Origin of the sequence: Streptomyces sp. NPDC005374 (assembly GCF_042872225.1) — a bacterium.
GTDB lineage: Bacteria > Actinomycetota > Actinomycetes > Streptomycetales > Streptomycetaceae > Streptomyces.
Genome location: NZ_JBIAKA010000019.1, coordinates 1 through 25,632, shown reverse-complemented (window position 1 = coordinate 25,632; position 25,632 = coordinate 1). Strand labels below are relative to the sequence as shown.

Genomic DNA, 25,632 nt, shown 5'->3' with positions numbered 1-25,632 from the left:
ACGGGGACCCTGAGACAGCGCGGAGGAAGCGTAGATCGTGGGTAACAGAAGGCGCGTCGCCGAGCGACGGAAGACCAGGCCCGCCGTGATCGGCGGGATGATCGCCGTGGTCGTGGGCGGCGCCGGCTTCGGCGTCTACGCGCTGTACGGCTCCGGGGCCGCGGCCGACGACCGGACGCAGACCGTGGCCGAGGACCACAAGCCGAAGGTCAAAACCGGACCGCTGTCGGCCACCGAGGTGACCTCCACCGCGACCGCCTTCCTCACCTCGTGGCAGCAGGGCAAGGTGACCACGGCGGCCGCCGCGACCAGCGACGCCAAGGCCGCCACCGCCCTCCTGACCGGCTACACCAAGGACGCGCACATCACCGGCGTCACCCTCACCCCGGGCACCCGCACCGGCGACAAGGTGCCCTTCTCGGTGAAGGCCACGGTGTCGTACAAGGGCCTCACCAAGCCGCTGGCGTACGGCAGTTCACTCACCGTCGTCCGCAACACCGGCACCGGGAAGCCGCAGGTCGGCTGGACCGCCGCGGTCGTCCACCCCGACCTGAAGGACGGCGACACCCTGGTCACCGGCGAGTCCGGGACCCCGCCCGTCAAGGCGTTCGACCGGGACGGCGGCGAGCTGACCGCCGCGAAGTACCCCTCCCTGGGCACGGTGCTGGACGGGCTGCGGGAGAAGTACGGCAAGAAGGCCGGCGGCAAGGCGGGCATCGAACTGCGGGTGATCCGCGGCAAGGCGTCCGGGTCCGCCAAGGCCAAAGACTCCGACAAGACCCTGGTGGAGCTCAGCAAGGGCACCCCGGGCACCGTGAAGACGACCCTGAACCCGACGCTCCAGGCGGCGGCGGAGCGCCAGGTGAAGACGCAGGCCCGGTCCTCCGTCGTGGTCCTGCGCCCCTCGACCGGCGAGATCCTCGCCGTGGCCAACGCCAACCCGGGCTTCAACACCGCCTTCCAGGGTTCTCTCGCCCCGGGCTCCACGATGAAGGTCGTCACCTCCTCGCTGCTGATCGAGAAGGACCTCGCGTCGCCGGACAAGGCGCATCCCTGCCCGAAGTACTTCACGTACGGCGGCTGGAAGTTCCAGAACGACGACAAGTTCGAGATCAAGGGCGGCACCTTCAAGGCCAGCTTCGCCCGTTCCTGCAACACCGCCTTCATCAGCCAGGCGGGCAAGCTGGACAACGACAGCCTGACCAAGCAGGCCCAGCAGGTGTTCGGTCTGTCCATGGACAACTGGGCGATCGGCGTCCCGTCCTTCGACGGCTCGGTCCCGGTGCAGAGCGCGGCCCAGAAGGCGGCCTCGCTCATCGGCCAGGGCGGGGTGCGCATGAACCCGCTGAACATGGCGTCGGTCTCCGCCACCATCGAGTCGGGCACCTTCAAGCAGCCCTACCTGGTGTCCCCGACGGTCGACGGCCGCACACTGGCCACGGCCTCGCGCACGATGTCCGCGGGCACGCTGGCGCAGCTGCGTGAGCTGATGGCGTACACGGCGGGCTACGGCACGGCGGCCGAGGCGATGTCCGGGGTCTACGGCAACGTCGGCGCGAAGACCGGCTCCGCGGAGGTCGACGGCCAGAAGAAGCCCAACGGCTGGTTCACCGCGTACCGGGGCGACCTCGCGGCGGCGGGCGTCGCCCAGGCGGGCGGCCACGGCGGCGACACGGCGGGCCCGATCGTGGCGGCCCTGCTGAAGATGGGCGGCTAGTTCGGCACGGGGGAGGCGGCCATGTACGTCCGCCGGAGAAACCTCAGCAGTGCCTTCTGCTCGAACTGCACCACCGCCACCCCCTGCGGGGAGTGGAACTCCACCACGGCCTGCACCCGGCCGCACGGCCACACCCGTACCTCGCCGCTGCCCACCGGTGTCCTGAGCCCCTGCTCCAGCAGAGCGCGGGAGAACGTCCACTCGTGGGTGCCCGGCAGGCCGACCCGCACCGAGCGGGGGTCGGTCTCGGGGTCGTAGCGCAGGACCACCGGGACCGCCTCGTCCTGCGCGATGTCCGCGTCCGAAACGATGTGGGCTCGTGCGTACTGTTCGACTACAGACATCGTGACGGGCCTCTCACGCTGCGTAACCTGTGCGGAAGCTGTGCATCCATTCCTTCTCCAGCGTCGCACATTTCCCGGATCACGGCCCCGGGACCGCAAGCCTGCGATTCGCTGTTCGCGTCACCCCTCTCTTGCAAAAGGTTCGCAACAAGCCACATCATCTAACGGTGCATGTGCCTGACGGATTCATAGACGCCCCCATCTCGGCAGCGACCGCAGTGGTCGCCGCGACCGCCGTGGCGGTGAGCCTGCGCGGCGCCCGCCGCGAACTGGACGAGCGCACCGCGCCCCTGGCGGGCCTGGTCGCGGCGTTCATCTTCGCCGTACAGATGCTGAACTTCCCGGTCGCCGCGGGGACCAGCGGACATCTGCTCGGCGGGGCGCTGGCCGCGATCCTCGTGGGCCCGTACACAGGGGTCCTGTGTGTGTCCGTGGTTTTGCTCATGCAGGGCATCCTCTTCGCGGACGGCGGTCTGACCGCGCTCGGTGTGAACATCACCGACATGGCCGTCGTCACCACGGTCGTCGCGTACGCCGTCTTCCGCGGCCTGGTGAAGGTGCTGCCGCGCAGGCGCAGTTCGATCACGGCCGCCTCCTTCGTCGCCGCGGTGCTCTCGGTGCCCGCCGCGGCCGTCGCCTTCACCCTCATCTACGCGGTCGGCGGCACCACCGACGTCTCCATCGGCAAGGTCGCCACCGCCATGATCGGCGTCCACGTCCTCATCGGCATCGGCGAGGCCGCCATCACCGCGCTCACCGTGGGTGCCGTCGTCGCCGTACGCCCCGACCTGGTGTACGGCGCGCGCGGACTGGAGCAGAAGCTGCGGCTGCGGGTGAACGGTGAGCTCGTCGACGTGCCCGCCGCCGAGAAGGCCCCGGTCGCCGCCCGTTCGCACCGCACGGTGTGGATCGCGGGCCTGGTGACCTCGCTGGTCCTCGCCGGGTTCGTCAGCTTCTACGCGTCCGCGAACCCCGACGGGCTGGAGAAGGTCGCCGCCGACAAGGGCATCGACGCCAAGGCCGAGGCGCACGCCAACGCGGACTCCCCGCTCGCCGACTACGGCGTGCGGGACGTCGAGGACGCCCGCCTGTCCGGGGGGCTGGCGGGCGTCATCGGCGTCGGTGTCACCGTCGTCGCGGGCAGCACGGTGTTCTGGGCGGTGCGCAGGCGGCGCGGCGCCGACACCACGCCCGTCGGCACCGGCGTCTGACATGGGTGCCGGACACGCGCACAAGCTGTACCGGCACGGGCACTCGCCGGTGCACGCCCTGCCACCGCACACGAAACTCGCGGCGGTCCTCGCCTTCGTGGTGGTCGTCGTCTCGACCCCGCGGGAGGCGATGTGGGCGTTCGCCCTGTACGCCGTGCTGCTGGGCGTCGTCGCGTACGCCGCCCGGGTGCCCGCCGGCTTCCTGCTGAAGCGGCTGCTGATCGAGGTGCCGTTCGTGGCGTTCGCGGTGCTCATGCCGTTCGTCGCGGAGGGCGAACGGGTCGAGGTGCTCGGCATGTCCCTGAGCGTGAACGGCCTGTGGGGCGCCTGGAACGTGCTCGCCAAGGGCACCCTGGGCGTCGCCGCGTCGGTGCTGCTCGCGTCCACCACCGAACTGCGCGAACTGCTCCTCGGCCTGCAACGCCTCAAGCTCCCGCCGCTCCTCGTCCAGATCGCGTCCTTCATGATCCGCTACGGCGACGTCATCACCGACGAGATGCGGCGGATGCGGATCGCGCGGGAGTCGCGCGGGTTCGAGGCGAGCGGCGTCAAGCACTGGGGCGTCCTCGCGAAGTCGGCCGGCGCGCTGTTCATCCGCTCCTACGAACGCGGCGAGCGGGTGCACCTGGCCATGGTCAGCCGCGGGTACGCCGGTTCGATGCCGGTGATCGACGAGGTGACCGCGTCCCGGGCGCAGTGGTCGTACGCCTTCGCCCTCCCCGTCGCCGCCCTCGTCGTCTGCGTGTTGGGATGGACCCTGTGACACCTTCCCTCGACGTTTCCGGCCTCGCCTTCGCCTACCCCGACGGACACCAGGCCCTGTTCGGCGTGGACTTCTCGATCGCGCGCGGCGAGCGGGTCGCGCTGCTCGGCCCGAACGGCGCCGGCAAGACGACCCTCGTGCTGCACCTCAACGGCATCCTGGGCGGCGGGGTGGGCTCGGTGAAGGTCGCCGGACTGCCCGTGGACAAGAAGAACATGGCCGAGATCCGGCGCAAGGTCGGCATCGTCTTCCAGGACCCCGACGACCAGCTCTTCATGCCGACCGTGCGCGAGGACGTGGCGTTCGGTCCTGCGGCGGCCGGGCTCAGGGGCCCCGAGCTGGAGGAGCGGGTGCGGACCGCCCTGGAGCGGGTCGGCATGGCGGACTTCGCGCAGCGGCCCCCGCACCACCTCTCCTTCGGCCAGCGTCGCCGGGTGGCGGTGGCGACGGTGCTCGCCATGGAGCCGGAGATCCTCGTCCTGGACGAGCCCTCCTCCAACCTCGACCCGGCCTCCCGGCGTGAACTCGCCGACATTCTGCGCTCGTTGGACGTGACCGTGCTGATGGTCACGCACGACCTGCCGTACGCCCTCGAACTGTGCCCGCGCTCGATGATCCTGAGCGACGGCACGATCGCCGCGGACGGGAAGACCGCCGAACTCCTCGCCGACGACGAGCTGATGCGCGCCCACCGGCTGGAGCTGCCCTTCGGATTCGACCCGCGGTCCGTGACAATGGGCGCGTGACGAACGAAGAGGACGCCGGGTCGCTGCTTCTGGACGAGCAGTTGTGCTTCGCGCTGTACGCCGCCCAGCGCGCGGTGACCGCCGCGTACCGGCCGCTCCTCGACGAGCTCGGGCTCACCTATCCGCAGTACCTCGTGCTGCTGGTGCTGTGGGAGCGCGGGGAGATCGGCGTGAAGGAGCTCGCGGGGGCGTTGCGACTGGACTACGGCACGGTGTCGCCGTTGCTCAAGCGGCTGGAGAGCGCGGGGCTCGTACGCCGGGAGCGCGCGGCGGCCGACGAGCGCTCGGTCCTCGTTGCGTGCACGGAGCGCGCGGAGGAACTCCGGGAGCGCGCGGCCCGCGTCCCCGGCGCCCTCCTGTCCGCGACGGGGCTCGACTCCGAGGGGGTCTCCAGGTTGCGCAACGAGTTGTGGGGGCTCACGGAGAGAGCGAACGAGGCTTCCGAGCGCCCTCGCTGACCTCCTGTTACCCGAGGTTGCCACCCCCTGATGGTCAGGCCCGAACCTACCGGCCGGTACCTTGTGCACGATATACTTGCGCGCACTTGTTCCTTGGGGGGCCAGCCATGAGTGACGACACCGCAGTCGACACAGCCGTCGACACCCGTCCGACGAAGATCATGTACGTCGCCGAGGCCACCGCGCACGGCGGTCGCGACGGCTATGTCACCAGCCAGGACGGCCAGATCGATCTGAAGGTCGCCATGCCGCCGGCGCTCGGCGGGGACGGCAACGGCACCAACCCGGAGCAGCTCTTCGCCGCCGGGTACAGCGCCTGCTTCCACAACGCGCTGATCCTCGTCGGCAACCGCATGGGCTACGACCTGAGCGGCTCCACGGTCGCCGCGAAGGTCGGCATCGGCCCCAACAAGCACCGCGGCTACGGCCTCGCGGTCGCCCTGAGCGTCTCCCTCCCGATCCTCGACGCGGGCATCGCGGCGAAGCTGGTGGACGCGGCCCACGAGGTCTGCCCGTACTCGAACGCGACCCGGGGGAACATCGACGTGACGATTCTGCTTGGCTGAGAGAGGCACCGGGCCACAGCAGGAGGAGCACGGACGTGGACGTGAACGGCACAGTCGCCGAGGGCTTCGAGCCGGTCAGGGACGCGTTCGCGCGGAACTTCGAGACGCTCGGTGACCGGGGCGCCGCCGTCGCCGTGTACCGGGACGGGCACAGGGTCGTCGACCTGTGGGCCGGCACCCGGGACGTTGACGGCACCGAGCCCTGGCAGCGCGGCACCGCGCAGCTCGTGCGCTCGGCGACCAAGGGAATCGCCGCCGCCGTACCCCTGCTGCTGCGCCGGCGGGGGCTGCTGGACCTCGACGCGCCGGTGGCCGAGTACTGGCCCGAGTTCAAGGCGCGCGGCAAGGAAAGGGTCCTGGTCCGGCATGTGCTGGGCCACCGGGCCGGACTGCCGGTGCTGGACCGGCCGCTCACCCCGCAGGAGGCCCTGGACCCGCTGAAGGGCCCCGAGGCGGTCGCCGCGCAGGCCCCGGTCTGGGAGCCCGGCACGGACCACGGGTACCACGCGCTGACGTACGGCTGGATGCTGGACGAGCTGGTGCGCAGGGTGACGGGGCTCGGCGCCGGGGCGTGGATCGCGCGGGAGATCGCCGGACCGCTCGGAGCCGGGTTCTGGCTCGGGCTGCCGCCGGAAGAGGAGGCGGCCGGACGGACCGGCCGGGTGGGCCGCGTCGAGACGCCGGAGCCGGCCGGTGCCCTGCGTGCCCGCCCCAAGCGGTCCGTCACCGAGGCCTACGAAGATCCCGACTCCCTCACCCGCCGCGCCTTCGCAGCGATCACCCCCTTCCCCGACCAGAACGACCCGGCGTACCGGGCGAGCGCGCTGCCCGCGACCAACGGGATCGCGACGGCCGACGGGCTGGCCCGGATCTACGCGGCACTGATCGGCGAGGTCGACGGGACGCGCCTTTTCGACCCGGCCACGGTCGAACTCGCCCGTACCGAGGAGTCGACGGGCCCGGACCGCGTGCTCGTCGTGAACACCCGCTTCGGCCCTGGCTACATGCTGCACGGCAGCGCGTCCCCGCTGCTCGGCCCCGGCTCCTTCGGGCACCCCGGCCGCGGCGGCTCCCTCGGCTTCGCCGACCCGGACACGGGTATCGCCTTCGGCTATGTCACCAACGGCTTCCGCAAGACGGTCACGGCGGACCCGAGGGCGCAGGCGCTGGTGCGGGCGGTACGGGCGGCGCTGTGACCCCCGGGGTCTCCTGGCTTCCGGTCACGAGGTCCCGGGAGCCAGGAGCGGCCGGACCGGCTCAGCCGTCGGACTCCGGCGACGGCAGGTAGGCGCCGGGTACGGCGTTCGGCGTGAAGACCTTCTTGTCGCCCGGGTACGGCGTGGTCCAGTTGTGCGTCTGGTACCAGGTGTAGCGGTTCATCTGCTCGGCGTTGGCGTAGTCCGGCACGGCGTGCGCGCCGGTCAGCCGCTGGTGCGAGGCCCAGGTCTTCCACTGCGCGGCCAGGTCCTGCTTGGCCGCCGGTATGGCCGCGGAGGTCGGCGCGGGGGCCGCGTCGGCGTCCTGGGCGGCCGGGGTGTCCACGCCGCAGGAGGGCGTGGGGCTCACGCCGAGGGTCAGCGAGGTGCGGTTGGGAACCGCCGTGAACGGGGTGGTGTCCGCCTTCGGTGTGAACGCGCCGTACATGGGTGTGGCCGCGCTGTCCTTCTGGTTCATCGGGTGGATCCCGAGGATCTGCTCGACGGTGCGGATCATCGTGATCTGCGTGTAGTAGTGGCTGTCGACGGTGCCGTGCTGGGCGTAGGGGCTGATGACCTGGACCGGGGCACGGTGGCCGTCGACGTGGTCGAGGCCGTTCTGGGAGTCGTCCTCGACCACGAAGATCGCGGAGTCCTTCCAGTACTTGCTGTGGGAGATCTCGTCGACCATCCGGCCGACCGCGAGGTCGTTGTCGGCGACCTCGGCGGAGGCGTTGGCCGGGCCACCGGTGTGGTCGTTGGAGAACCAGAACATGTTCAGGTTCGCGGGGCCGTTCTTCTCGAAGTCCTGCTGCCAGATCTGTTCCTTGTAGATGTCCGGGACGCTGAGGTCGAACATCGGGAAGCCCTGCACCGACACGTCGTTGAGTGACGGGATCGCCGAACCCGTCTGGATGGGGTACTGGGTCCCCGCCCCGGTCGCCGCCATGGTCTTGGTGTCGCAGTACAGGTTCTGCCAGGTGGCGCCGGCCGGCTTGGACTCCGTCGACTGGAACTCGCCGAAGTCCTTGACCGACCTGCCGGCCGCCTGTGCGCCGGTCCAGATGAACCCGGACTTCTGGTGGCCGAGGACGTCGTTCTCGGTGTCGTAACTGCGGGTGTACTCACCGGCGGAGGACTCGGTGTACTCCGGGTTGTCCGACTGCATCAGCCAGTTGTGGCCCTCGGCGGAGTTGGTGCCGATGTCGTAGAAGTTGTCGTAGAGGCCGTACTGCTGGGCCAGGGCGTGCTGGTTGGGGGTGACGTTCGCGCCGAAGGTCGTGAGCGCCGGGTCGCCGTCGCCCTGCGGGAGGTCGCCGAGGACCTGGTCGTAGGTGCGGTTCTCCTTGACGAGCAGGAAGACGTGCTTGATCGTCGAGGGGTCACCGAGGCGTGCCGGGACCGGGACGGGCTTGGCGTGGCTCCTGCCCTTGGCGGTCGTGACCGAGCCGGGCGTCCAGCCGTTCTGCTGGAACACCTTGGCGGTCTGGGACCTGATGACGAGGTCGCTCGGCAGCGTGAACTCGGTGAGGCTGGACGTGGTGTCGTGGGTGCCGTGTCCGGAGGCGGTGGTGGGGCGGCGGGCGTCGATGCCACGGGTGTTGGAGACGACGACCTTCTTGCCGACGGTGGTGATCTCGGCGGGGAAGTAGTCGGTGGGGAGCAGGCCGACGTAACTGGCGGGCTCCTGCGCCGACTTGTACCGGTAGACGGCGACCGCGTTGGCCCGGCCCAGCGTCACCAGGAGCCGGCCGTCGTCGGTGAGGGTGACCGCGTCGGGCTCGTAGCCGACCTTCGCCTCGGGCCAGGGCTGGGTGGCGATGGTCTGGACGACCCTGTCCTTGCGGGAGTCGATGACCGAGACGCTGTTGTCGGCGGTGTTGGTGACGAACACCGCGCCCTTCTTCGCGTACACGGCGGTGGGGTGCAGGCCTACGGCGATGGTCTGGACGGCCTTGCCGCCAAGGGTGTCGATGACACTGACCGTGCCGGAGGTCGAGGCGCCGGTCTCGGGGTCGGCGGGCACCTGGGTGCCGTAGGAGTTCATGGTGGTGTCGCCGGCCTCGGCCGGTCGCCCGCCCTCGTTGCTGACGTACAACTTGCCGCCGACCAGGGCCAGTCCGCGGGGCGCGTTGCCGACGGCCCAGCTCTGCTTGATCGTTCCGGTCGCCGCGTCGATGGCGACCACCTTGTTCTGGCCGTTGACGGCGGCGTACACGGTCGAGCCGTCGGCCGAGAACACGGCGGCGCCCACCAGCGCCTGCTGGGAGCCGACGGCCGCGACGGGGACGGCCGTCGGGCTCGCGAGGGTGCCGTCCGCGTTCACGGTGAACTTCGTGTAGCCGTCGGCCTGGCCCAGCCACAGCTGCTTGCCGTCGGGCGAGTACGTCGGGCCTTCCTGGCCGATCGCGGCAGTGCTGATGCGCAGGTCGTCCGCCGCGTTGGCGCCGATCTTCTGCTTCACCTGTCCGGTCGCCAGGTCCATGATGACGAGTGCCGCGTCGCCGTCGGTGACCGCGGCCGCGAGGTGGCTGCCGTCCGGGCTGACCGTCGACGACATGATCTTGCCGTCGTTGATGACGGTACGGCTGCCGTACGGCTTGAGGTACTGGTCGCTGGAGATGACCTCGCCCCTGGCGGTGTCCTGCGCGACCTGCTGGGTGCCGAACTGGTAGGTCGAGGCGACCGCGGTGCCGGTGACGCCGAGGGCGACGGCGATCCCGGCCGTCACGAGTACGGCCCGGCGGCTGACGCGTCCGACCGGGTCCTTCTCTCTGATACGCCGTGTTACCTGCATGGACCTATCCCTTCGAGGTGGTGTCGAGCAGGTCGACGTCGCCGTCGAACTGCCACAGCGGGTTCGGGGCGTCCCCGGTCTCGGTCCGCACCAGGAAGTAGCCGTTCACTTCCTTCGGACCGTCCCCGTCGGCCACGAACCGGCCGTCCGATCCGATGTCGAGTTGGTAGATCGCCGTCCCCGCGACGGCGGCCCCGGGCAGGTGCCAGGTCACGACACACCGCCAGTCGTTGCCGGGCCCCTCCTGGGCGGCCTGTCCGTCGCTCTTGGTGCAGGCCGCCGAGGCCCGTAGTTGCGCCTCCGTGACGGCGGGCCGGTGCAGTTGGTCGGTCTGCATCCGGTAGAGGTGCGCGAAGGCGGTGGCGAGGGATCGCTGGACCTTGTCCCGCTGAATGCCCGTCGAGGGAACCGCCACGGCGATCACCGCGACGCTGAGGGCGGTCAGCCCGGCCAGCGGGAGCAGTCCCACGGTGAGCCCACGGCGCCCGGCACCGTCGTAGGCGAGGTTGGTGAAGTCCCGTCGCAGGAACAGCAGAAAGGCCAGCACGGTGGCGAGGACGGCCCACACCAGACTGACCGCCACGCCGATCAGCAGCGGGGTGAGCTGCGCGGGGCTGGTGAACAGGCCGTTCCAGGAGACGAAGGCATAACCGGGCAGGGCGAGGCGAACGGCGACGGGCAGCGGCAGCATCTGCGCGACCTGCGTCCCGAGCGCGACGACCGGCGGCAGCAGCAGCCCCGTCGGGGACCGGCCGAGGGCGACCGACCCGAGCAGACCGATCGCGGCGAGGGCCAGAGCGGGGGCGAGGGCCGCGGTCCAGGCGAGCAGGACTCGCCCGGCGGCGTCGGAAGGGGCCAGCAGGTGGCCGTCAAGGCCGACGAGCGGCTGGTTGCCGACGGACGCGAGCCCGCCCACGGCGCTGGAGCAGGCCAGTCCGGCCACCAGCACCAGGATGACGGTGAGGCCGGCCAGCACCTTCGCCACGAAGATCCGACGCGGCGAGCGGACCGCCACCAGCAGGTGCCGCCAGGTGCCGAGCCGGTCCTCGACGGCGAACACGTCACCGGCGACCACCGAGGTCAGCAGCGGAAGCGCCCAGGTGCCCGCGAAACCGAGGATCACCAGCGGTCCGGCCCAACCGGTGGCGTGCATCCAGCGCCCGAACAGGGTGTCGGAGGGCAGCGTGCTCTGTTCCGACACCCCGGCGACGAAGAGCCCCGGCGCGATCCAGCAGGCGAGGACGAGGAGGCGGACACGCCACTGGGAGACGAGCTTGACGAGCTCGAAGCGGTACGCGCGCCGGACCGAGACAGGCCGGGCAACGATGTCCTCGGCGATGAGCGTGGTCATCCGAGGCCCTCCTGCGGCTCGGTGAGGGCGAGGAACGCTGCTTCCAGCGGCGACACGACCGGGGCCAGCTCGCGCACCGCATTACCGGAGGTCACGAGCCGGGTCACCAGGTCGTCGAGCGCGGGCACCAGCGCGCGTACGACAAGCAGTTCGGGGTCCTGCCGTGCCGTGCCGTCCTCGACGACCCGGATCCCGTCCATGCCCCCGGCCAGCCGCCGCGCCGACGCCGGGTCGGACGTCCGTACCCGGTAGTCGAGTTCACGGCTCTCTGCGGCCAGCTTGCCGAGCGGGCCCGAGAACACGACACGGCCGGTGGCGAGGATGGTGACCTCGGAGCACAGGGCCTCCAGATCGTCCATGCGGTGGCTGGAGACCACGACACTCGTGCCGTCCGCGGCGAGCCGGTTCAGCACCCCGTGCACATGCCGTTTCCCGGCCGGGTCAAGGCCGTTGGCGGGCTCGTCGAGCACCAGCAGCCGCGGCCGGGTCAGCAGCGCGGCGGCGAGCCCGAGCCGCTGGCGCATGCCCAGGGAGAAGCCGCGGGCCCTGTCGTCGGCGACCTCGGTGAGCCCGACCTGCTCGAGCACCTCGTCGATATCGGCGGTACGTCCGTCCCGGCCCCGGAGTTCGGCCAGCGCGGCGAGGTTCTGCCGGGCGGTGAGCGAGGGGTAGAGGCCGGGCCCGTCCACGAAGCCGGCGACCCCGTCCGGAGCGGCGAACGCCCGCCCCACCGGCGCCCCGAGGATCTCCAGGGTCCCGCCGTCGGCGACGGCCAGGCCCAGCAGCAGCCCGAGCAGCGTCGTCTTGCCGGCGCCGTTCGGACCCACCAGACCGTGGATCCGGCCCCGCGTCACGTCCAGGTCGACGCCGTCGAGTGCCATGACGTCGCCGAAGCACTTGGCGATCCCGCGGGCCCGGACCGCGTGGAGTGTGTCCATGAGTCCCTCGAGTCCCTTCTTTCGCGATCCGCAGGGACCCTAGGGACGACACACAACCCAGCCACGGACGGCTGCCTGAACACCCGTGGAACGGACCGTCAAGGCCTCGGCAAGAGTGCAAACGAATAGCCGACGTTGGGCGGGACTTGGGCAGCGCTTGGGACAAACCCCGGACACCGGTGCCTAACCGGCGTGCAGCATCAGCCCGATCCCCACCACGAGCAGCCCGGCCGCGGCGATCCTCGGCGCCCCGAACCGCTCCTTGAAGAACACGGCGCCGATGGCCGCGCCGACGATGATCGAGGACTCACGCAGAGCGGCGATCGGTGCGAGCTCCGCCTTCGTCTGGGCCCACAGGACGAGGCCGTACGCCAGGACGGAGAGGGCGGCGCCCAGCAGGCCGATGCCCGCGAACGGCCTTAGGAGGGTGAGGAATTGCCCGCGCCACCGGTAGAGCGCGTACGCCGGGATCGCGTACCCCTCCACCGCCATCAGCCAGGCGATGTACCCGAGGGAGGAGCCTGAGGCGCGCACGCCGAGCCCGTCCACGACGGTGTACGCGGCGATGGTCAGCCCGGTCGCCAGCGCGGCCCCGATGGCGGCCCAGTCGGGCCGGCCGCCGCGCAGTCCCCACAGGGCGACACCGGTGAGTCCCGCGCAGGACACGGCTATCCCGGCGGCCGCCCAGCCGTTCGGCACCTCATGGGCGAAGAGAGCGGCGAGCAGGGTCACGACCAGGGGCGCGGTGCCGCGCGCGATCGGGTAGGCCTGCCCGAAGTCGCCGAGCCGGAAGGACTTCATCAGCAGGACGTAGTACGCGAGGTGGATGAAGGCCGAGGCGATCAGATACGGCCACGCACCCGACGCCGGTACGGGTACGAACGGCGTGAACGCCAGCCCGATCAGCATCCCCCCGCCCGCGATCAGCGTGAACCCGACCAGCTTGTCGGTGATCCGGTGCGCGATGGCGTTCCAACTGGCGTGCGTGACCGCGGCGAACAGGACGGCCGCGGTGACCAGAGGAGTCACGAGGTGCGCTCGCGCACGTCCACGAGGGTGGCACCGGCGTGGGTGACAAGGTCCTTGGGCGCCATCGGGAACACGGCGTGCGGATTGCCGGCGGCGGCCCACACGACGTCATGGTCCAGCAGTGACCGATCGGCCAGCACCCGGGTCTTCGTCAGGTGTCCGAAGGGCGGCACGCCTCCGATGGCGTACCCGGTCGTCTCCCGTACGACGTCGGCCTTGGCCCGCGTGACCTTCTCGACGCCGAGTTCCTGCCGGACCCGTTCGAGGTCGACCCGCGACGCCCCGTCCATCAGCACCAGCACCGGTACCCCGTCCGCCGCGAAGACCAGCGACTTGCAGATCTCGCTCAGCCCGCACCCGATCGCGGCGGCGGCCTCTGCAGCGGTACGGGTGGCATCCGGGAAGCGGCGGATACGCGTGTTCAGCTCATCGAGTCCCAACTCCCTCAGTGCCTCGGCGAAACGGGGGTGGGCGCCGGTCGTCGTCATACCGCGCACGGTATCGGCGGGTGTACGGGGCACGCGACCGGGTTAAGGGTCGAGGAGCTCAGGACCCGGCGCTGAACGTCACGTCCTTCGCCGCCGCCACGTCCGCCCTGCGGCCCGGCGCCGAGTGGTACCGCCAGTAGAGGTTGGTGTGCGCGATGACCTGGTCCGGCGGCGGGGAGCCCCACTTGCTGTTGTCCGGGGCGGTGTGGGCGTCGGCGACGAGCGTGACGTCGTAACCGCGCACGAAGGCGCCGTGGATGGTGGAGCGTATGCAGGCGTCGGTCTCCGCGCCGGCCACCACCAGGTGCCCCACCCCGGCGCGGGCCAGGACGGCCTCCAGGTCCGTGTCCTCGAAGGAGTCGCCGTACGACTTGTGCACCAGGGGCTCGGTGTCCCGGCGGGGCAGCTCGGGAACGTACTCCCAGCCTTCGCTGCCCTTCTCCAGCCCCTCGTCGGAGTGCTGGACCCAGACGAGCGGGACGCCCTGCTCGCGGGCCCTGTCGACGAGGGAGGCGATGGCGGCGACGACCTCGTCGCGTTGGTACGCCTCGGCGACGACGCCCTTCTGGACGTCGATCACGAGCAGTGCCGTATGGGGCCGTTCAGCCAGTGTGGTCATGTCCCTCACGCTAGACCGCGCCACTGACAATCACCCTGCCGGAAGCCGGGCCCGACCGGCCCGACCGGCCGGCGGGGACGAAAGCGGCCGGTGAGGACGCCCCGTCCCCACGGAGCCCTCACCGGCCGGTCATCGTCGGAGGCGGTACGTCAGACCCGTACCAGCTCCCGGTCCTCGTCCGGATCCGCGTCCTTCTCGGCCTGCCTGGCCAGGGCCTCGCCCTCGACGTCGACGTTTGGCAACGCGCGGTCCAGCCACTTCGGCAGCCACCAGGCGCGGCGGCCGAGGAGGGCGAGGACCGCCGGGACGATCGCCATGCGGACGACGAACGCGTCGAAGAAGACGGCGATCGCGAGGCCGAAGCCGATCATCTTGATCATCGACTCGCTGGAGCTGATGAAGCCTCCGAAGACGGCCATCATGATGACCGCGGCGGCGGCCACGACCCGGGCGCTGTGCCGGAACCCGGTGACGATGGCCTGGCTCGGGGTCTCGCCGTGGACGTACGCCTCGCGCATGCGGGTCACGAGGAACACCTCGTAGTCCATCGCGAGGCCGAACACCACGCCCACCATGAAGATCGGCATCATCGACATGATCGGGCCGGTCTCCTCGACGCCGAGCAGGCCGCCGAGCCAGCCCCACTGGAAGACCGCGACCACGGCGCCGAGCGCGGCGAGCACCGACAGCAGGAAGCCGAGGGCCGCCTTCAGCGGGACCAGGATCGAGCGGAAGACCACGATCAGCAGGAGGAAGGCCAGGCCCACCACCAGGCCCAGGTACGGGATCAGGGCGTCCGTGAGCTTCTGCGAGAAGTCGATGTTCATCGCGGTGGTGCCGGTGACCAGGACGTCCGCGTCGGTCTTGGACGCGACCTCGTCACGGATGGTGTGCACCAGGTCCTCGGTCTGCACCGAGGACGGCTTGGAGTCGGGGATGACCGTGATGGTCGCGGTGTCGCCGGCCTTGTTGAAGGTCGCCGGGGTGACCGTCACGACGTCCTTGAGTCCCTTGATCCCGTCGGTCACCGTGGTGGCCGCGGCCTTGGGGTCGTCGATGTTCTTCGCGTCGACCACGATCATCAGGGGCCCGTTGAAGCCGGGGCCGAAGCCGTCCGAGAGGAGGTCGTACGCGCGGCGCTGGGTCGTGGACGTCGGCTGCGAACCGTCGTCGGGCAGGCCCAGTTCCAGCTGGCTGACCGGCAGGGCGACCGCGCCGAGGCCGACCACGCCGAGCAGCAGCACGGCGATCGGACGGCGGATGACGAAGCTCGCCCAGCGGGCGCCGAAGTTGGGCTTCTCGGCCGGCTTCTCCAGAGACTTCCTGCGCTTCTCGCCCGCCGGGCGGACCTTGCGGCCCGCGTACCCGAGCAGCGCCGGGATCATCGTGAGCGCGATGAGGACGGCGATCACGACCGTGCCCGCCGCGGCGAGGCCCATCTTGGTCAGCATCGGCACGTTGACGACCGCGAGGCCGGCCAGCGCGATCACGACGGTGAGGCCGGCGAAGACCACCGCGGAGCCGGCGGTGCCGGTGGCCCGGCCGGCCGCCTCCTCGCGGTCCCGGCCGTCGGCCAGCTCGCCGCGGTAGCGGGAGACGATGAACAGCGCGTAGTCGATGCCGACCGCGAGGCCGATCATCAGCGCGAGCGTGGAGGTGTTGTCACCGAGGTCGAGGGCGTTGGCGAGGGCGGTGATCGTGGAGACGCCGATCCCGACGCCGATGATCGCCGTCAGCAGCGGCAGCCCGGCCGCGACGAGTGAGCCGAGGGTGATGACCAGGACGACCGCGGCGATGGCGAGACCGATGACCTCACCGATCGCTCCCGCCTCCGGCTGCGCCTGGAGCGCGTCGCCGCCGACGTCGACGGTCAGCCCGGTGGCCCGGGCCTCGTGTGCGGCGCTCTCCAGGGCGTCCCGGGTGGCGTCCTTGAGTTCCATCGCGGGGGCGTCGTAGCGCACCGAGGCGTAGGCGACCGTGCCGTCCCTGCTCACCGCGTTCGTGGTGAACGGGTCGGTGACGGAGACGACCTCGGAGCCGTCGCCGAGTTCCTTGACGGTCTTGGCGACGGTCGCCCTGTTGGCGGCGTCCGTCATCTTCTCGCCCTTGGGCGCCTTGAAGACCATGCGTCCGGTCGCGCCGTCGGCGCTGGCTCCCGGGAAGCGCTGTTCCAGCAGGTCGAAGGCCTTCTGGGCCTCGGTTCCCGGGATGGAGAAGGAGGTGGATCCGGCGGCTGGGGCACTGGCCGCGCCGACGCCCGCGAGCGTCAGCAGGGCCACCCATATGAGGGCGACGAAGTGCCGTCGCCGGAAGGCGAGCCGGCCGAGTTTGTAGAGGAACGTGGCCACGAAGGCGTACTCCCGGTCAGGTCGTGGGGTGTTCGGAACAGGGTTGATCAACCCGGTGGGTGGCAGGGGTGATCGGCCCGACGACTTGAGCGGGTACGTCAGGTGGAGGAATTGCGGGGAGGGTCGGTCAGTCGGTCGGAACGCCGAGGGCGGGGAGGACCACGGCGTCGATGTACGAAAGGAGGAACTCCTGTGTCGGCGGCAGCTCGTCGATCAGGGTGCGGGCGGCGAACCCGCCCAGCATCATGTGCATCATGAAGTCGATCGACGGATTGTCGGGGCGCACCTCGCCCCGGTCGACCGCCCGCTGCACCACTCGGCGGAACTCCGCCATCTCGGGTTCGATGAGGTGTTCGCGGAACGCCTGCAGGAGGTCCGGGTTGCTGTGGACCGCCATGGCCAGACCCCGCATGAGCGCGGAGTTCTGCTCCATCGTGCAGTCGTCCGAGCGCATCGTCAGCGCGTGCAGGTCGCCCTTGAGCGACCCGGTGTCGATCTCGCCGAGACCGATCCCGCCCGGCTTGATGTGCCGCACCGCCCTGGCCACCAGTTCGGCCTTGCCGCCCCACTGGCGGTAGAGCGTGGCCTTGCTGGAACGGGTGCGGGCCGCGACGGCGTCCATGGTGAGGGCGTCGTAGCCGACCTCACGGAGCAGTTCGACCACGGCCCCGTACAACTCGGCCTCGCGCTCGGGGGTGATCCGACTGCGACGCGCGGTTGCCACCTCGGTCATGTCACTCACCCTTTCCGCTCCGGCGCCTTGGACGACACAGTTTCGTACGACACGAATGTAGCGCATCCAGCAGCGAAACGAAACGGTTTCGTTCGTGTCGCGAGTCACCTCCGAGTCACTTCCGGGTCACCTCAGGTCACGCCGTCCCACCCCCGGGTGATTTTTCATAAGTTGCTCCGGTCCATCCTCCGGAAAAGCATGGGGAGGTGAGCTATCTGCGCCTTCCGCACCTGAGCGACGACCTGCTGTGCTTCGTGGCCGAGGACGACCTCTGGCTGGCCCCTCTCGACGGCCCGGGCCGCGCCTGGCGCCTGACCGTGGACCGCACCAAGGTCGGCCACCCCCGCTTCTCGCCCGACGGCCGCCACATCGCGTACACGAGCTGGCGCAGCCTCGTGCCCGAGATCCACCTGGCGGACGTGGACGGCGGACCGGGACGGCGGCTCACCCACTGGGGCTCGACGGACACCCAGGTGACCGGCTGGACCCCGACGGGCGAGATCCTCGCCGTCGCCTCCCACGGCGAGCCCTTCTCCTACTTCACCTGGGCGTACAAGGTCCCCACGGACGGCTCCCCCGGCCGCAAACTCCCCTGGGGCCCGGTCTCGGACATCCAGGTCGCCGACCGGAGGACTCTGCTGCTGACCGGCACCCCACCGCACGAACCGGCCGCCTGGAAGCGCTACCGGGGCGGCGCCACGGGCCGCCTCTGGCTGCACGGCGAACGGCTCCTTGAGGGGCTCGGCGGCCACCTCCACTCCCCCATGTTCGTCGGCGATCGGATCGCCTTCCTCTCCGACCACGAGGGCGTCGGCAACCTCTACTCCTGCGCCCACGACGGCTCCGACCTGCGCCGCCACACCGACCACGACGCCTTCTACGCCCGGCACGCGGCGAGCGACGGCACCCGGGTGGTGTACCAGTGCGCGGGTGACCTGTGGATCGTCGACGACCTCTCCCGCGCCGAGCCGCGCAAGCTCGACGTACGGCTGAGCGGGCCGCGCGCGGGACGCCGTACCTACCAGGTGCCGGCCGCCCAGCACGTGGACGGCATCTCGGTGGACGAGACGGGCAGGGCGAGCGCGGTCGTCGTCCGCGGCAGCCTGTACTGGCTGACCCACCGGGACGGCCCGGCCCGCACGATCACGGACCAGCCGGGGGTGCGGGTCCGGCTCCCGGAGATGCTCGGCGCGGGCGGACAGGTCGCGTACGTCACCGACGCCGAGGGCGAGGACGCGATCGAGGTCGCCCATCTGCCCCGGGCGACCGGTGACCGTGCGCCGCGGCGCCTGGCCCCGGGCGAGCTGGGCCGGGTGCTGGAGCTGGTCTCCGACTCGCGCGGTGAGCGCCTGGCCATCGCCTCGCACGACGGACGGCTGCTCCTGATCGACGCCGGCGAGGATTCCGCTGGCGAGGATTCCGGCGGCGAGGTGACCGAGCTCATCCGCTCGGTCAACGGCCCGGTCCGCGACCTTGCCTTCTCGCCGGACGGCAGCTGGCTGACGTGGTCCCACCCGGGAATCGGCCGCTCCCTGCGCCAGATCAAGATGGCCCGAATTTCCCCGAAGGGAGGGGCGGACCGGCTGATCGTCGACGTCACCAACGGCCGCTTCGAGGACGAGAACCCGGTCTTCACCAGGGACGGCCGTTACCTGGCGTTCCTCTCCTGGCGGGGCTTCGACCCGGTCTACGACGTCCACACCGGTGACCTGTCCTTCCCGCTCGGCTGCCGCCCCTACCTGGTCCCGCTGTCCTCCGCGACCCCCTCCCCCTTCGCCCTGAACCCGGAGGGCCGCCCGGCCGCCGGGGGTCTGGACCCGGTCGAGGACGAGAGCGGCGATGGCGGCGAGAGCGCGGCGGTCACGGTCGAGATCGAGGGTCTGGAGAGCCGGGTGACCCCCTTCCCGGTCCCCGCCTCCAAGTACTCGGCACTGCACCCGGTCGCGGGTGGCGGCCTGGTCTGGCTGCGCTGGCCGATCTCGGGGGCGCTCGGCGAGACCTTCGTGAACCCGGACGACACCTCGGAGCGCCCGACCCTCGAACACTTCGCCATCGGCAAGGCGAAGAAGTCCGAACTCGTCGAGCACCTGGACTGGTTCGCGGTCAGCGGCGACGGTTCGAGGCTGGTCGTGGTGGACGAGGGCGAGCTGCGCGCGACCCCCGCCACGGAGTCCGGCGACAGCGACTCGACCGTCTGGATCGATCTGCGCCGCATCCTGCACGAGGCCGACCCGGCCGCCGAGTGGCGCCAGTCGTACGAGGAGGCGGGCCGGCTGATCCGGGCGTACTTCTGGGAACCGGGGATGTGCGGCATCGACTGGGACGCGGTGCTCGACCAGTACCGCCCGCTGGTCGAACGGGTCGCCTCCCCCGACGAGTTCGCGGACCTCCTGCGCGAGGTGCTCGGCGAACTGGGCACCTCCCACGCCTACGTCACCGCCGCCCGCCGCAACGAGGGCCCACCGCACTACCAGCGCCGCCAGGGCCTGCTGGGCGCCAACTTCGTTCTCCGGGACGACGGTTGGACGGTCCGGCGGATCCTGCCCGGCGACTCCTCGGACTCCAAGGCGCGCTCCCCGCTGGCCGGCACGGGCATCCGCGAGGGCGCGGTCCTCACCCACGTGGACGGCCGCCCGGTCGACCGGGTCGCCGGCCCGTATCCCCTGCTCGCGGCGGCGGGCGGTACGACGGTGGAGCTGACGTTCACCCCGGCGGAGGGCGAAGGCAGGTCACGCCGGGTGGCCGTGGTCCCGCTCCTCGACGAGAGGCCGCTGCGCTACCAGGACTGGGTGGCCAAACGCAGGGCTGTCGTACGGGAGTTGAGCGGTGGCCGCTGCGGCTATCTGCACATCCCCGACATGGGCGGCTCGGGCTGGGCCCAGTTCAACAGGGACCTGCGGATGGAGGTCTCCCGCCCCGCCCTGATCGTCGACGTGCGCGGCAACGCGGGCGGCCACATCAGCGAACTGGTGGTGGAGAAGCTCACCCGCACGATCCTCGGCTGGGACCTGACGAGAAACGCCCAGCCCGTGTCGTACGCCTCGAACGCCCCGCGCGGTCCGGTCGTCGCGTTGGCCGACGAGGCGACCTCCTCGGACGGCGACATGATCACGGCAGCCTTCAAACTCCTGAAGCTCGGCCCGGTGGTGGGCCAGCGCACCTGGGGCGGCGTGGTCGGCATGACCGGCCGCCACCAGCTCGGCGACGGCACGGTGATCACGGTCCCGATGAACGCGGCCTGGTTCGACGCGTACGGCTGGTCGGTGGAGAACCAGGGCGTCACCCCCGACCTGGAGATCCTCCGCACCCCCCTGGACTGGGCAGAGGGCCGCCACGCCCAACTCGACGACGCGGTACGCCTGGCCCTGGACCTCCTCGAGACCAACCCCCCGGCAACCCCACCGGACTACCGAGACGTACCGAACAGGTCACGGCCAAAACTTCCGCCCAGGTGAGTTGAGCGTTTTGGCTTTCAGGGGCGCGAGTGCTTCGCTTTCAGGGGCGCGAGGGCCCTGCTTTTAGGGGCGCGGGGAACTGCGCGACAAGCCCCCACCGGCCCGCACCCGACAACGCACCCGGCACAAAAACGCAGGGTGCCCTCCCGAAAAACAGAGGGCACCCCACGCTTCAAGCAGTGACTACATGTCGTAGTCGGGGTCCAACCGCTCCTGCTCCTCGCGCTGGAGACGCTCGGCCTCCTCGTCCCGCATGCGCTCACTGTCCTGCTCGCCGCGGCGACCCCGCTGGGCCTGCTCCTTGCCCTCCTGGGCCTTCTGCTTGGCCTGCTGCTGCCACTGCTCGGACTTGTCCTGGAACTGGTCCTTCATACCCATGTGGGTTCACTCCCGTGGGGGTGAGGGGAAGAGCCCCTGGCCGGGGCCTCGACCAGATTCACACGCCAGGACAAAGAGCGCATTTCGATCAACTACGGTGCGTAGCGGAACCGCTGGCGCGAGCCTCCTCATCGGCCGCCCCACCTGCACCGACGAGCCCGACCCGCATGCCCTCCAACCGCTCCCCGAACCGCCGCATCTCCCGCTGCCCCACCGTCCCGATGAGCCCCGGCAGAACCCCCCGCACCCCCTGCATCCCGCGCAGCCACCCCTGCCCGTACACATGAGAGGCCCGCCGCTCGATCCCGGCCACGATCCGCTCCACCGCGGGACCCAGCGGATACGTCTTGTTGGCCGGCCACGGCAGCCGTTGCCGCAGCTCCCGCATGACGTCGTCCTGATCCGCCCCGCGCACCATGTCCGTGTCGGTCCAGGACAGATACCCGACCCCGACCCGCACGCCCTTGTGCCCGACCTCGGCCCGCAGACTGTGCGCGAACGCCTCCACACCGGCCTTGGACGCGCAGTACGCGGTCATCATCGGCGCCGGGGTGACCGCGGCGAGCGAGGCGATCTGAAGCAGATAGCCGCGGCTCTCCATGAGCACCGGCAGGAACGCCCGCGCGGTGACGGCCGATCCGACGAGGTTGACCTCGATCACCCGCCGCCACGCCTCCGGATCGGAGTCGACGAAGGGCCCGCCGGTGGCGACCCCGGCGTTGGCGACCACGATGTCGACCTTCCCGAACCGCTCCTTGACCTCCCGCGCCACCCGGGTCATCGCCTCGTGGTCGGTGACGTCGGCGTACCAGTGGTCGCTGTCCCCGTGCAGCCGTCCGGAGAGCTGCTTGAGCGCGTCCGCCTCGAGGCCGATCAGCGCCACCTTGGCGCCCCGCGCGGACAGCTTGCGGGCGAGCAACTCCCCCACGCCCCGCGCCGCTCCGGTGACGACCGCGACCTGTCCTTCGAGTCCGACCCTGCTCATGCGCCCTCCTTGACCTGGACGTACGTGGTGACGAGTTCCCGGATCCGTGCGGTGACCAGCTCGGGTGCCTCGACGGGCGTCATGTGGCCGACGCCGGCCAGTTCGCTCACCCCGAGGCAGTTCGGCAGCGCGGCGGCCAACTGGTGTGCGTGCACGGGCGGGGTGAGCCGGTCCGCCGTACCGACGACGACCGCCGTGGGCACGGTGAGCTGCCGTACCCCGTGGTCGAGGTCGAGCAGATCGAGGACCTGCGACCACGCGTACCGCACCTTGGGCGGACAGGCGTGCACGATCCGCGCGCACGCCTCGACCATGTGCAGGTCCGAACCGGGGCCCATCGTCCCGTACTTGAGAATGCGCCGGGCGACCGGCGTCACCGGCCCGAGCGGCGCCCGCACCCCGAGAGCGTGCTTGGTCAGCCAGGTCCGCAGCCGTCCGGCCCGGAGCGGTACGAGGGTCGACTCGGCGACCAGCCGCGACGAACCGGTGCTGCACAGCAGGACGGCCGCCGCGTGCTCCCGGAACCCCTTGCGCTCCGCCGCGGCCATCACCGTCATCCCGCCCATGGAGTGACCGGCGATCACCGCCTTCTCGTCCGCCGCGAGGGTCGCCTCCAGTACGGCTTCGAGGTCGTCGGCGAGCAGCTCCGCACTGCAGGCGGGGCTCACCGGACTGCGTCCGTGGCCGCGCTGGTCGTAGGCGATGACCCGGTGGTCGACGGAGAGTTCGCGGATCTGCGCGGCCCAGAAGGCTGTGGAACAGGTCCAGCCGTGGGCGAGGACGACAGGGGGCGCGTTCTCGGGACCGTGCACCTCCACGTGCAGGTGGGCGCCGTCGGCGGAGCGGGCGGTGAGCGCGCGCGCCGGGACGGGCGGGGCGTACGGCCCGGAGACCACGTGCGTCGGACGGCTCATACGGCGGTCACCTCCGCGTGCGCCGGTATCCGCAGCACCTCGTACTCGGCGAGGTCCACCCGCCGGGTCGCCCGCCGGAACTCGGTGGTCGTACCGGGCCAGACCGTGGAGTTGCGGCCGTTCGCGTCCAGGTACCAGCTGGTGCAGCCGCCGGTGCTCCACACCGTGCGTTTCATGCGCTCCTGCACCCGGTGGTTCCAGGCCTGCACGGCGGAGGGGCGGGCGTCGAGGGCCACCCGCCCGCCGAGGACGTCGAGCTGCCGTACGAAGTCGGCCATGTAGTTCAGCTGGGACTCGATCATGAGGATCATCGAGGAGTTCCCGAGGCCGGTGTTGGGCCCGATGACGGTCATCCAGTTCGGGAACCCGGCCGCGGAAGCGCCCCGCAGCGCCTCCATCCCGCCCTTCCACGCCTCGGCGAGGGTCCGCCCGTCCGCACCGACGACCCGGTCGGCGATCGGCATGTCGGTGACGTGGAAGCCCGTACCGAAGACGATCGCGTCGACCTGCGCCTCGGTGCCGTCGGCGGCGACGAGCTTCGAGCCCTCTACGCGGCTGAGCCCGCTCGCGACCACGTCCACGTTGGGCTGGGTGAGCGCCGGGTAGTACGTGCTGCTCAGCAGGATCCGCTTGCAGCCGATGCGGTAGTCGGGGGTGAGCTTGGCGCGCAGCGCCGGGTCCTTGACGGCGCGGGCCATGTTCCGCTTGGCCAGCTGCTCGACCGCGCCGAGCTCGCCCGGGCGCTTGGTGAACGCCTGGACCTGCAACTCCCGGATGCCCCACAGCAGTCCGCGCCGGACCTGCGCGGTGAACGGCAGCTGCCGGTGCAGCCAGCGCTCGGCACCGCTGATCGCCCGGTCCATGCGGGGCATCACCCAGGGCGGGGTCCGCTGGAACAGCGTGACGTTCCGGGCGAGCGGCTGGATGGCCGGCACGATCTGGATGGCCGAGGCCCCCGTCCCCACCATGGCGACCCGCTTGCCGCGCAGGTCGTAGTCGTGGTCCCAGCGGGCGGAGTGGAAGACCTTGCCCGGGAAGGAGTCAAGCCCCGGAATGTCAGGGATCTTGGGATCGGAGAGCGGCCCGGTGGCGGAGACGACGAAGTCGGCCGACAGCGACCCACTGGCCGTCTCGATGTCCCACCGCAGCTTCTCGCCGTCCCACGTCATCCGCTTCACCTCGGAGTTGAGGCGGAGGTGCGGGCGGAGCCGGAAGACGTCGGTCACATGCTCCAGATAGGCGCGGATGTGCTCCTGCCCGGAGAAGGTGCGCGGCCAGTCGGGATGGGGCGCGAAGGAGAACGAGTACAGATGGGAGGGCACATCGCAGGCGCACCCCGGATAGCTGTTGTCCCGCCAGGTCCCGCCGACGCTGTCGGCCCGCTCCAGCACGACGAAGTCGGTGACACCCTCCCGCCGCAGCCGTACGGCGGCCCCCAGCCCACCGAACCCGGACCCGACCACCGCCACCCGCACATGCTCGTGTTCGGCCATGCCGACGCCTTCCGTGCGACTCTGCCAGTGAACACTGGCGCAATGGGAGAGTAGAGCAGCTCCGTACCGATGGGTAGGGGTCGCGGGAGCGAAAGTTACCGGCGGTACAACATAGGCTGCGGACGTGACGGACAAGCGCGAATACCGCATGGAGGAACTGGCCCGCCTGGCCGGCATCACAGTGCGCACCCTGCGCTTCTACCGCGAACGCAAGCTGCTCTCGCCGCCCCGCCGCGAGGGCCGTATCGCCTGGTACGACGACCACCACCTGGCCCGTCTGCGCACGATCGCGGCACTCCTGGAGCGGGGTCACACCCTCACGGGCATCGCCGAACTGGCAGAGGCACTCGACCACGGCCGCGACGTCGCCGACGTCCTGGGGGTGGCGCCTCCCACGGAGGAGGAACCGGTCCGCCTCACCCCCGAGGAACTCGCCGCCCGCTTCGAGGGCGAGGTCACCGCGGAGAACCTCGCGGCCGCCCTCGACCTCGGCTACCTCGGCACCGACGGCGACGAGATCGTCCACATCAGCCGCCGCCTCCTGGACGTCTCCTCAGCCCTGGTCCGCGAGGGCATCCCCCTCGCGGAGGTCCTGGCCGCCGGCGAACGCGTCCGCGAACACGTCGACGCCCTGGCGGAGATGTTCGCCGAACTGGTCCTGCGCCACGCGAGCGAGGACGACCTCCACCGCCTGCGGCCACTGGCACGCAGCGTGGTGGAGGCGGAGCTTTCGCTGGCGCTTGACCGGCGGTTGCGGAAGCGGGACTAGGGCCTGTCCGGCGGATCAGGCCGGCTCCAAGGAACGGCGCCTTAGTCAGCGCAGGTGAGCGGGGCCTGGTGCGTGCAGCTGCAAGGCGGAGGAGGGAGTCGACGCGGAGCGTTGGGGGCCCCTCCCGCTCGAGCGAAGTCGAGAGTGGGGGAGAGTGACGACAACGCCGCTGGGGGCACCCCCTCTGGGGGAGGGCGCACCAGGCCCCGCGCCGCCGGCATGATCCGCCGGACAGGCCCTAGTAGTGCTTCGTTAGGTCTATACGTTTGTGCTGATCAAGAGCATGTTGAGGGTGTGGACACGCATGAAGTGAACCGATTACGGGCCGCATTGG

General features: G+C 70.9%; 22 protein-coding genes. 9 read left to right on the top strand and 13 right to left on the bottom strand.

Features of this window, described 5'->3' with window-relative positions; all coding sequences use genetic code 11:
* The first annotated feature begins 37 nt into the window (after positions 1–37).
* On the top strand, positions 38–1,717 hold the full coding sequence (locus ACFYRX_RS37320) for a penicillin-binding transpeptidase domain-containing protein (RefSeq protein ID WP_389109927.1): 1,680 nt from the start codon (positions 38–40) through the stop codon (positions 1,715–1,717).
* On the opposite strand, the gene ACFYRX_RS37315 is transcribed toward ACFYRX_RS37320, so the two are convergent.
* Positions 1,714–2,061, bottom strand: coding sequence for an SsgA family sporulation/cell division regulator (locus tag ACFYRX_RS37315; protein WP_389109924.1), 348 nt, complete (start codon positions 2,059–2,061; stop codon positions 1,714–1,716). The genes ACFYRX_RS37320 and ACFYRX_RS37315 overlap by 4 nt on opposite strands.
* A 167-nt stretch (positions 2,062–2,228) precedes the next feature.
* On the opposite strand from ACFYRX_RS37315, the gene ACFYRX_RS37310 reads away from it, so the two are divergent.
* From ACFYRX_RS37310 to ACFYRX_RS37285, 6 genes are all read left to right on the top strand, one after another.
* Positions 2,229–3,272, top strand: coding sequence for an energy-coupling factor ABC transporter permease (locus ACFYRX_RS37310; RefSeq protein WP_389109921.1), 1,044 nt, complete (start codon positions 2,229–2,231; stop codon positions 3,270–3,272).
* A gap of 1 nt (position 3,273) precedes the next feature.
* Positions 3,274–4,035, top strand: a complete 762-nt coding sequence (gene cbiQ, locus ACFYRX_RS37305; RefSeq protein WP_389109918.1) for a cobalt ECF transporter T component CbiQ — start codon at positions 3,274–3,276, stop codon at positions 4,033–4,035.
* The gene (locus ACFYRX_RS37300; protein WP_389109915.1) at positions 4,023–4,781 is read left to right on the top strand and encodes an energy-coupling factor ABC transporter ATP-binding protein; all 759 of its coding nucleotides are present in this window, start codon (positions 4,023–4,025) and stop codon (positions 4,779–4,781) included. The genes cbiQ and ACFYRX_RS37300 overlap by 13 nt, the downstream gene beginning before the upstream one ends.
* Positions 4,778–5,239: a MarR family winged helix-turn-helix transcriptional regulator gene (locus ACFYRX_RS37295; protein WP_389109912.1), complete on the top strand. Its 462-nt coding sequence runs from the start codon at positions 4,778–4,780 to the stop codon at positions 5,237–5,239. The genes ACFYRX_RS37300 and ACFYRX_RS37295 overlap by 4 nt, the downstream gene beginning before the upstream one ends.
* Before the next feature lie 107 nt (positions 5,240–5,346).
* The gene (locus tag ACFYRX_RS37290) at positions 5,347–5,805 is read left to right on the top strand and encodes an organic hydroperoxide resistance protein (protein WP_389109909.1); all 459 of its coding nucleotides are present in this window, start codon (positions 5,347–5,349) and stop codon (positions 5,803–5,805) included.
* Positions 5,806–5,840: 35 nt separating this feature from the next.
* Positions 5,841–7,001, top strand: a complete 1,161-nt coding sequence (locus ACFYRX_RS37285; RefSeq protein WP_389109906.1) for a serine hydrolase domain-containing protein — start codon at positions 5,841–5,843, stop codon at positions 6,999–7,001.
* Positions 7,002–7,062: 61 nt separating this feature from the next.
* On the opposite strand, the gene ACFYRX_RS37280 is transcribed toward ACFYRX_RS37285, so the two are convergent.
* From ACFYRX_RS37280 to ACFYRX_RS37245, 8 genes are all read right to left on the bottom strand, one after another.
* Complete coding sequence (locus tag ACFYRX_RS37280) at positions 7,063–9,798, bottom strand: alkaline phosphatase family protein (protein WP_389109903.1); 2,736 nt, start codon at positions 9,796–9,798, stop codon at positions 7,063–7,065.
* A 4-nt stretch (positions 9,799–9,802) separates the two neighbouring features.
* Positions 9,803–11,149, bottom strand: a complete 1,347-nt coding sequence (locus tag ACFYRX_RS37275) for an ABC transporter permease (protein ID WP_389109901.1) — start codon at positions 11,147–11,149, stop codon at positions 9,803–9,805.
* Positions 11,146–12,087, bottom strand: coding sequence for an ABC transporter ATP-binding protein (locus tag ACFYRX_RS37270; RefSeq protein ID WP_389109899.1), 942 nt, complete (start codon positions 12,085–12,087; stop codon positions 11,146–11,148). Before ACFYRX_RS37270 ends, ACFYRX_RS37275 begins: the two co-directional genes overlap by 4 nt.
* A 183-nt stretch (positions 12,088–12,270) precedes the next feature.
* Positions 12,271–13,116 (bottom strand): EamA family transporter, encoded by an 846-nt coding sequence (locus tag ACFYRX_RS37265; protein ID WP_389109897.1) that lies wholly within the window; start codon positions 13,114–13,116, stop codon positions 12,271–12,273.
* Complete coding sequence (locus ACFYRX_RS37260; RefSeq protein ID WP_389109895.1) at positions 13,113–13,604, bottom strand: YbaK/EbsC family protein; 492 nt, start codon at positions 13,602–13,604, stop codon at positions 13,113–13,115. Before ACFYRX_RS37260 ends, ACFYRX_RS37265 begins: the two co-directional genes overlap by 4 nt.
* 58 nt (positions 13,605–13,662) lie before the next feature.
* The gene (locus ACFYRX_RS37255) at positions 13,663–14,223 is read right to left on the bottom strand and encodes a cysteine hydrolase family protein (RefSeq protein ID WP_389109893.1); all 561 of its coding nucleotides are present in this window, start codon (positions 14,221–14,223) and stop codon (positions 13,663–13,665) included.
* 149 nt (positions 14,224–14,372) lie between these two features.
* Positions 14,373–16,571, bottom strand: coding sequence for an MMPL family transporter (locus ACFYRX_RS37250; protein WP_389109891.1), 2,199 nt, complete (start codon positions 16,569–16,571; stop codon positions 14,373–14,375).
* Between the two features lie 127 nt (positions 16,572–16,698).
* Complete coding sequence (locus tag ACFYRX_RS37245; RefSeq protein ID WP_389109888.1) at positions 16,699–17,304, bottom strand: TetR/AcrR family transcriptional regulator; 606 nt, start codon at positions 17,302–17,304, stop codon at positions 16,699–16,701.
* A 206-nt stretch (positions 17,305–17,510) separates the two neighbouring features.
* Here ACFYRX_RS37245 and ACFYRX_RS37240 point away from each other — a divergent pair, with 206 nt between their 5' ends.
* The gene (locus tag ACFYRX_RS37240) at positions 17,511–20,759 is read left to right on the top strand and encodes a S41 family peptidase (protein WP_389109885.1); all 3,249 of its coding nucleotides are present in this window, start codon (positions 17,511–17,513) and stop codon (positions 20,757–20,759) included.
* A 183-nt stretch (positions 20,760–20,942) separates the two neighbouring features.
* On the opposite strand, the gene ACFYRX_RS37235 is transcribed toward ACFYRX_RS37240, so the two are convergent.
* The 4 genes from ACFYRX_RS37235 to ACFYRX_RS37220 all read right to left on the bottom strand — a co-directional run bounded on the left by ACFYRX_RS37235 (position 20,943) and on the right by ACFYRX_RS37220 (position 24,529).
* Positions 20,943–21,137 (bottom strand): hypothetical protein, encoded by a 195-nt coding sequence (locus ACFYRX_RS37235; RefSeq protein WP_389109882.1) that lies wholly within the window; start codon positions 21,135–21,137, stop codon positions 20,943–20,945.
* An 88-nt stretch (positions 21,138–21,225) separates the two neighbouring features.
* Entirely contained in the window at positions 21,226–22,122 is an 897-nt protein-coding gene (locus tag ACFYRX_RS37230) for an SDR family oxidoreductase (RefSeq protein WP_389109879.1), read from the bottom strand.
* Positions 22,119–23,036 (bottom strand): alpha/beta fold hydrolase, encoded by a 918-nt coding sequence (locus tag ACFYRX_RS37225; RefSeq protein WP_389109876.1) that lies wholly within the window; start codon positions 23,034–23,036, stop codon positions 22,119–22,121. The genes ACFYRX_RS37230 and ACFYRX_RS37225 overlap by 4 nt, the downstream gene beginning before the upstream one ends.
* The gene (locus tag ACFYRX_RS37220; protein WP_389109873.1) at positions 23,033–24,529 is read right to left on the bottom strand and encodes a flavin-containing monooxygenase; all 1,497 of its coding nucleotides are present in this window, start codon (positions 24,527–24,529) and stop codon (positions 23,033–23,035) included. Before ACFYRX_RS37220 ends, ACFYRX_RS37225 begins: the two co-directional genes overlap by 4 nt.
* A 148-nt stretch (positions 24,530–24,677) precedes the next feature.
* Between ACFYRX_RS37220 and ACFYRX_RS37215 the strand changes: the two genes are divergently transcribed.
* Entirely contained in the window at positions 24,678–25,298 is a 621-nt protein-coding gene (locus ACFYRX_RS37215) for a MerR family transcriptional regulator (protein ID WP_389110358.1), read from the top strand.
* The last annotated feature ends 334 nt before the right edge of the window (positions 25,299–25,632 follow it).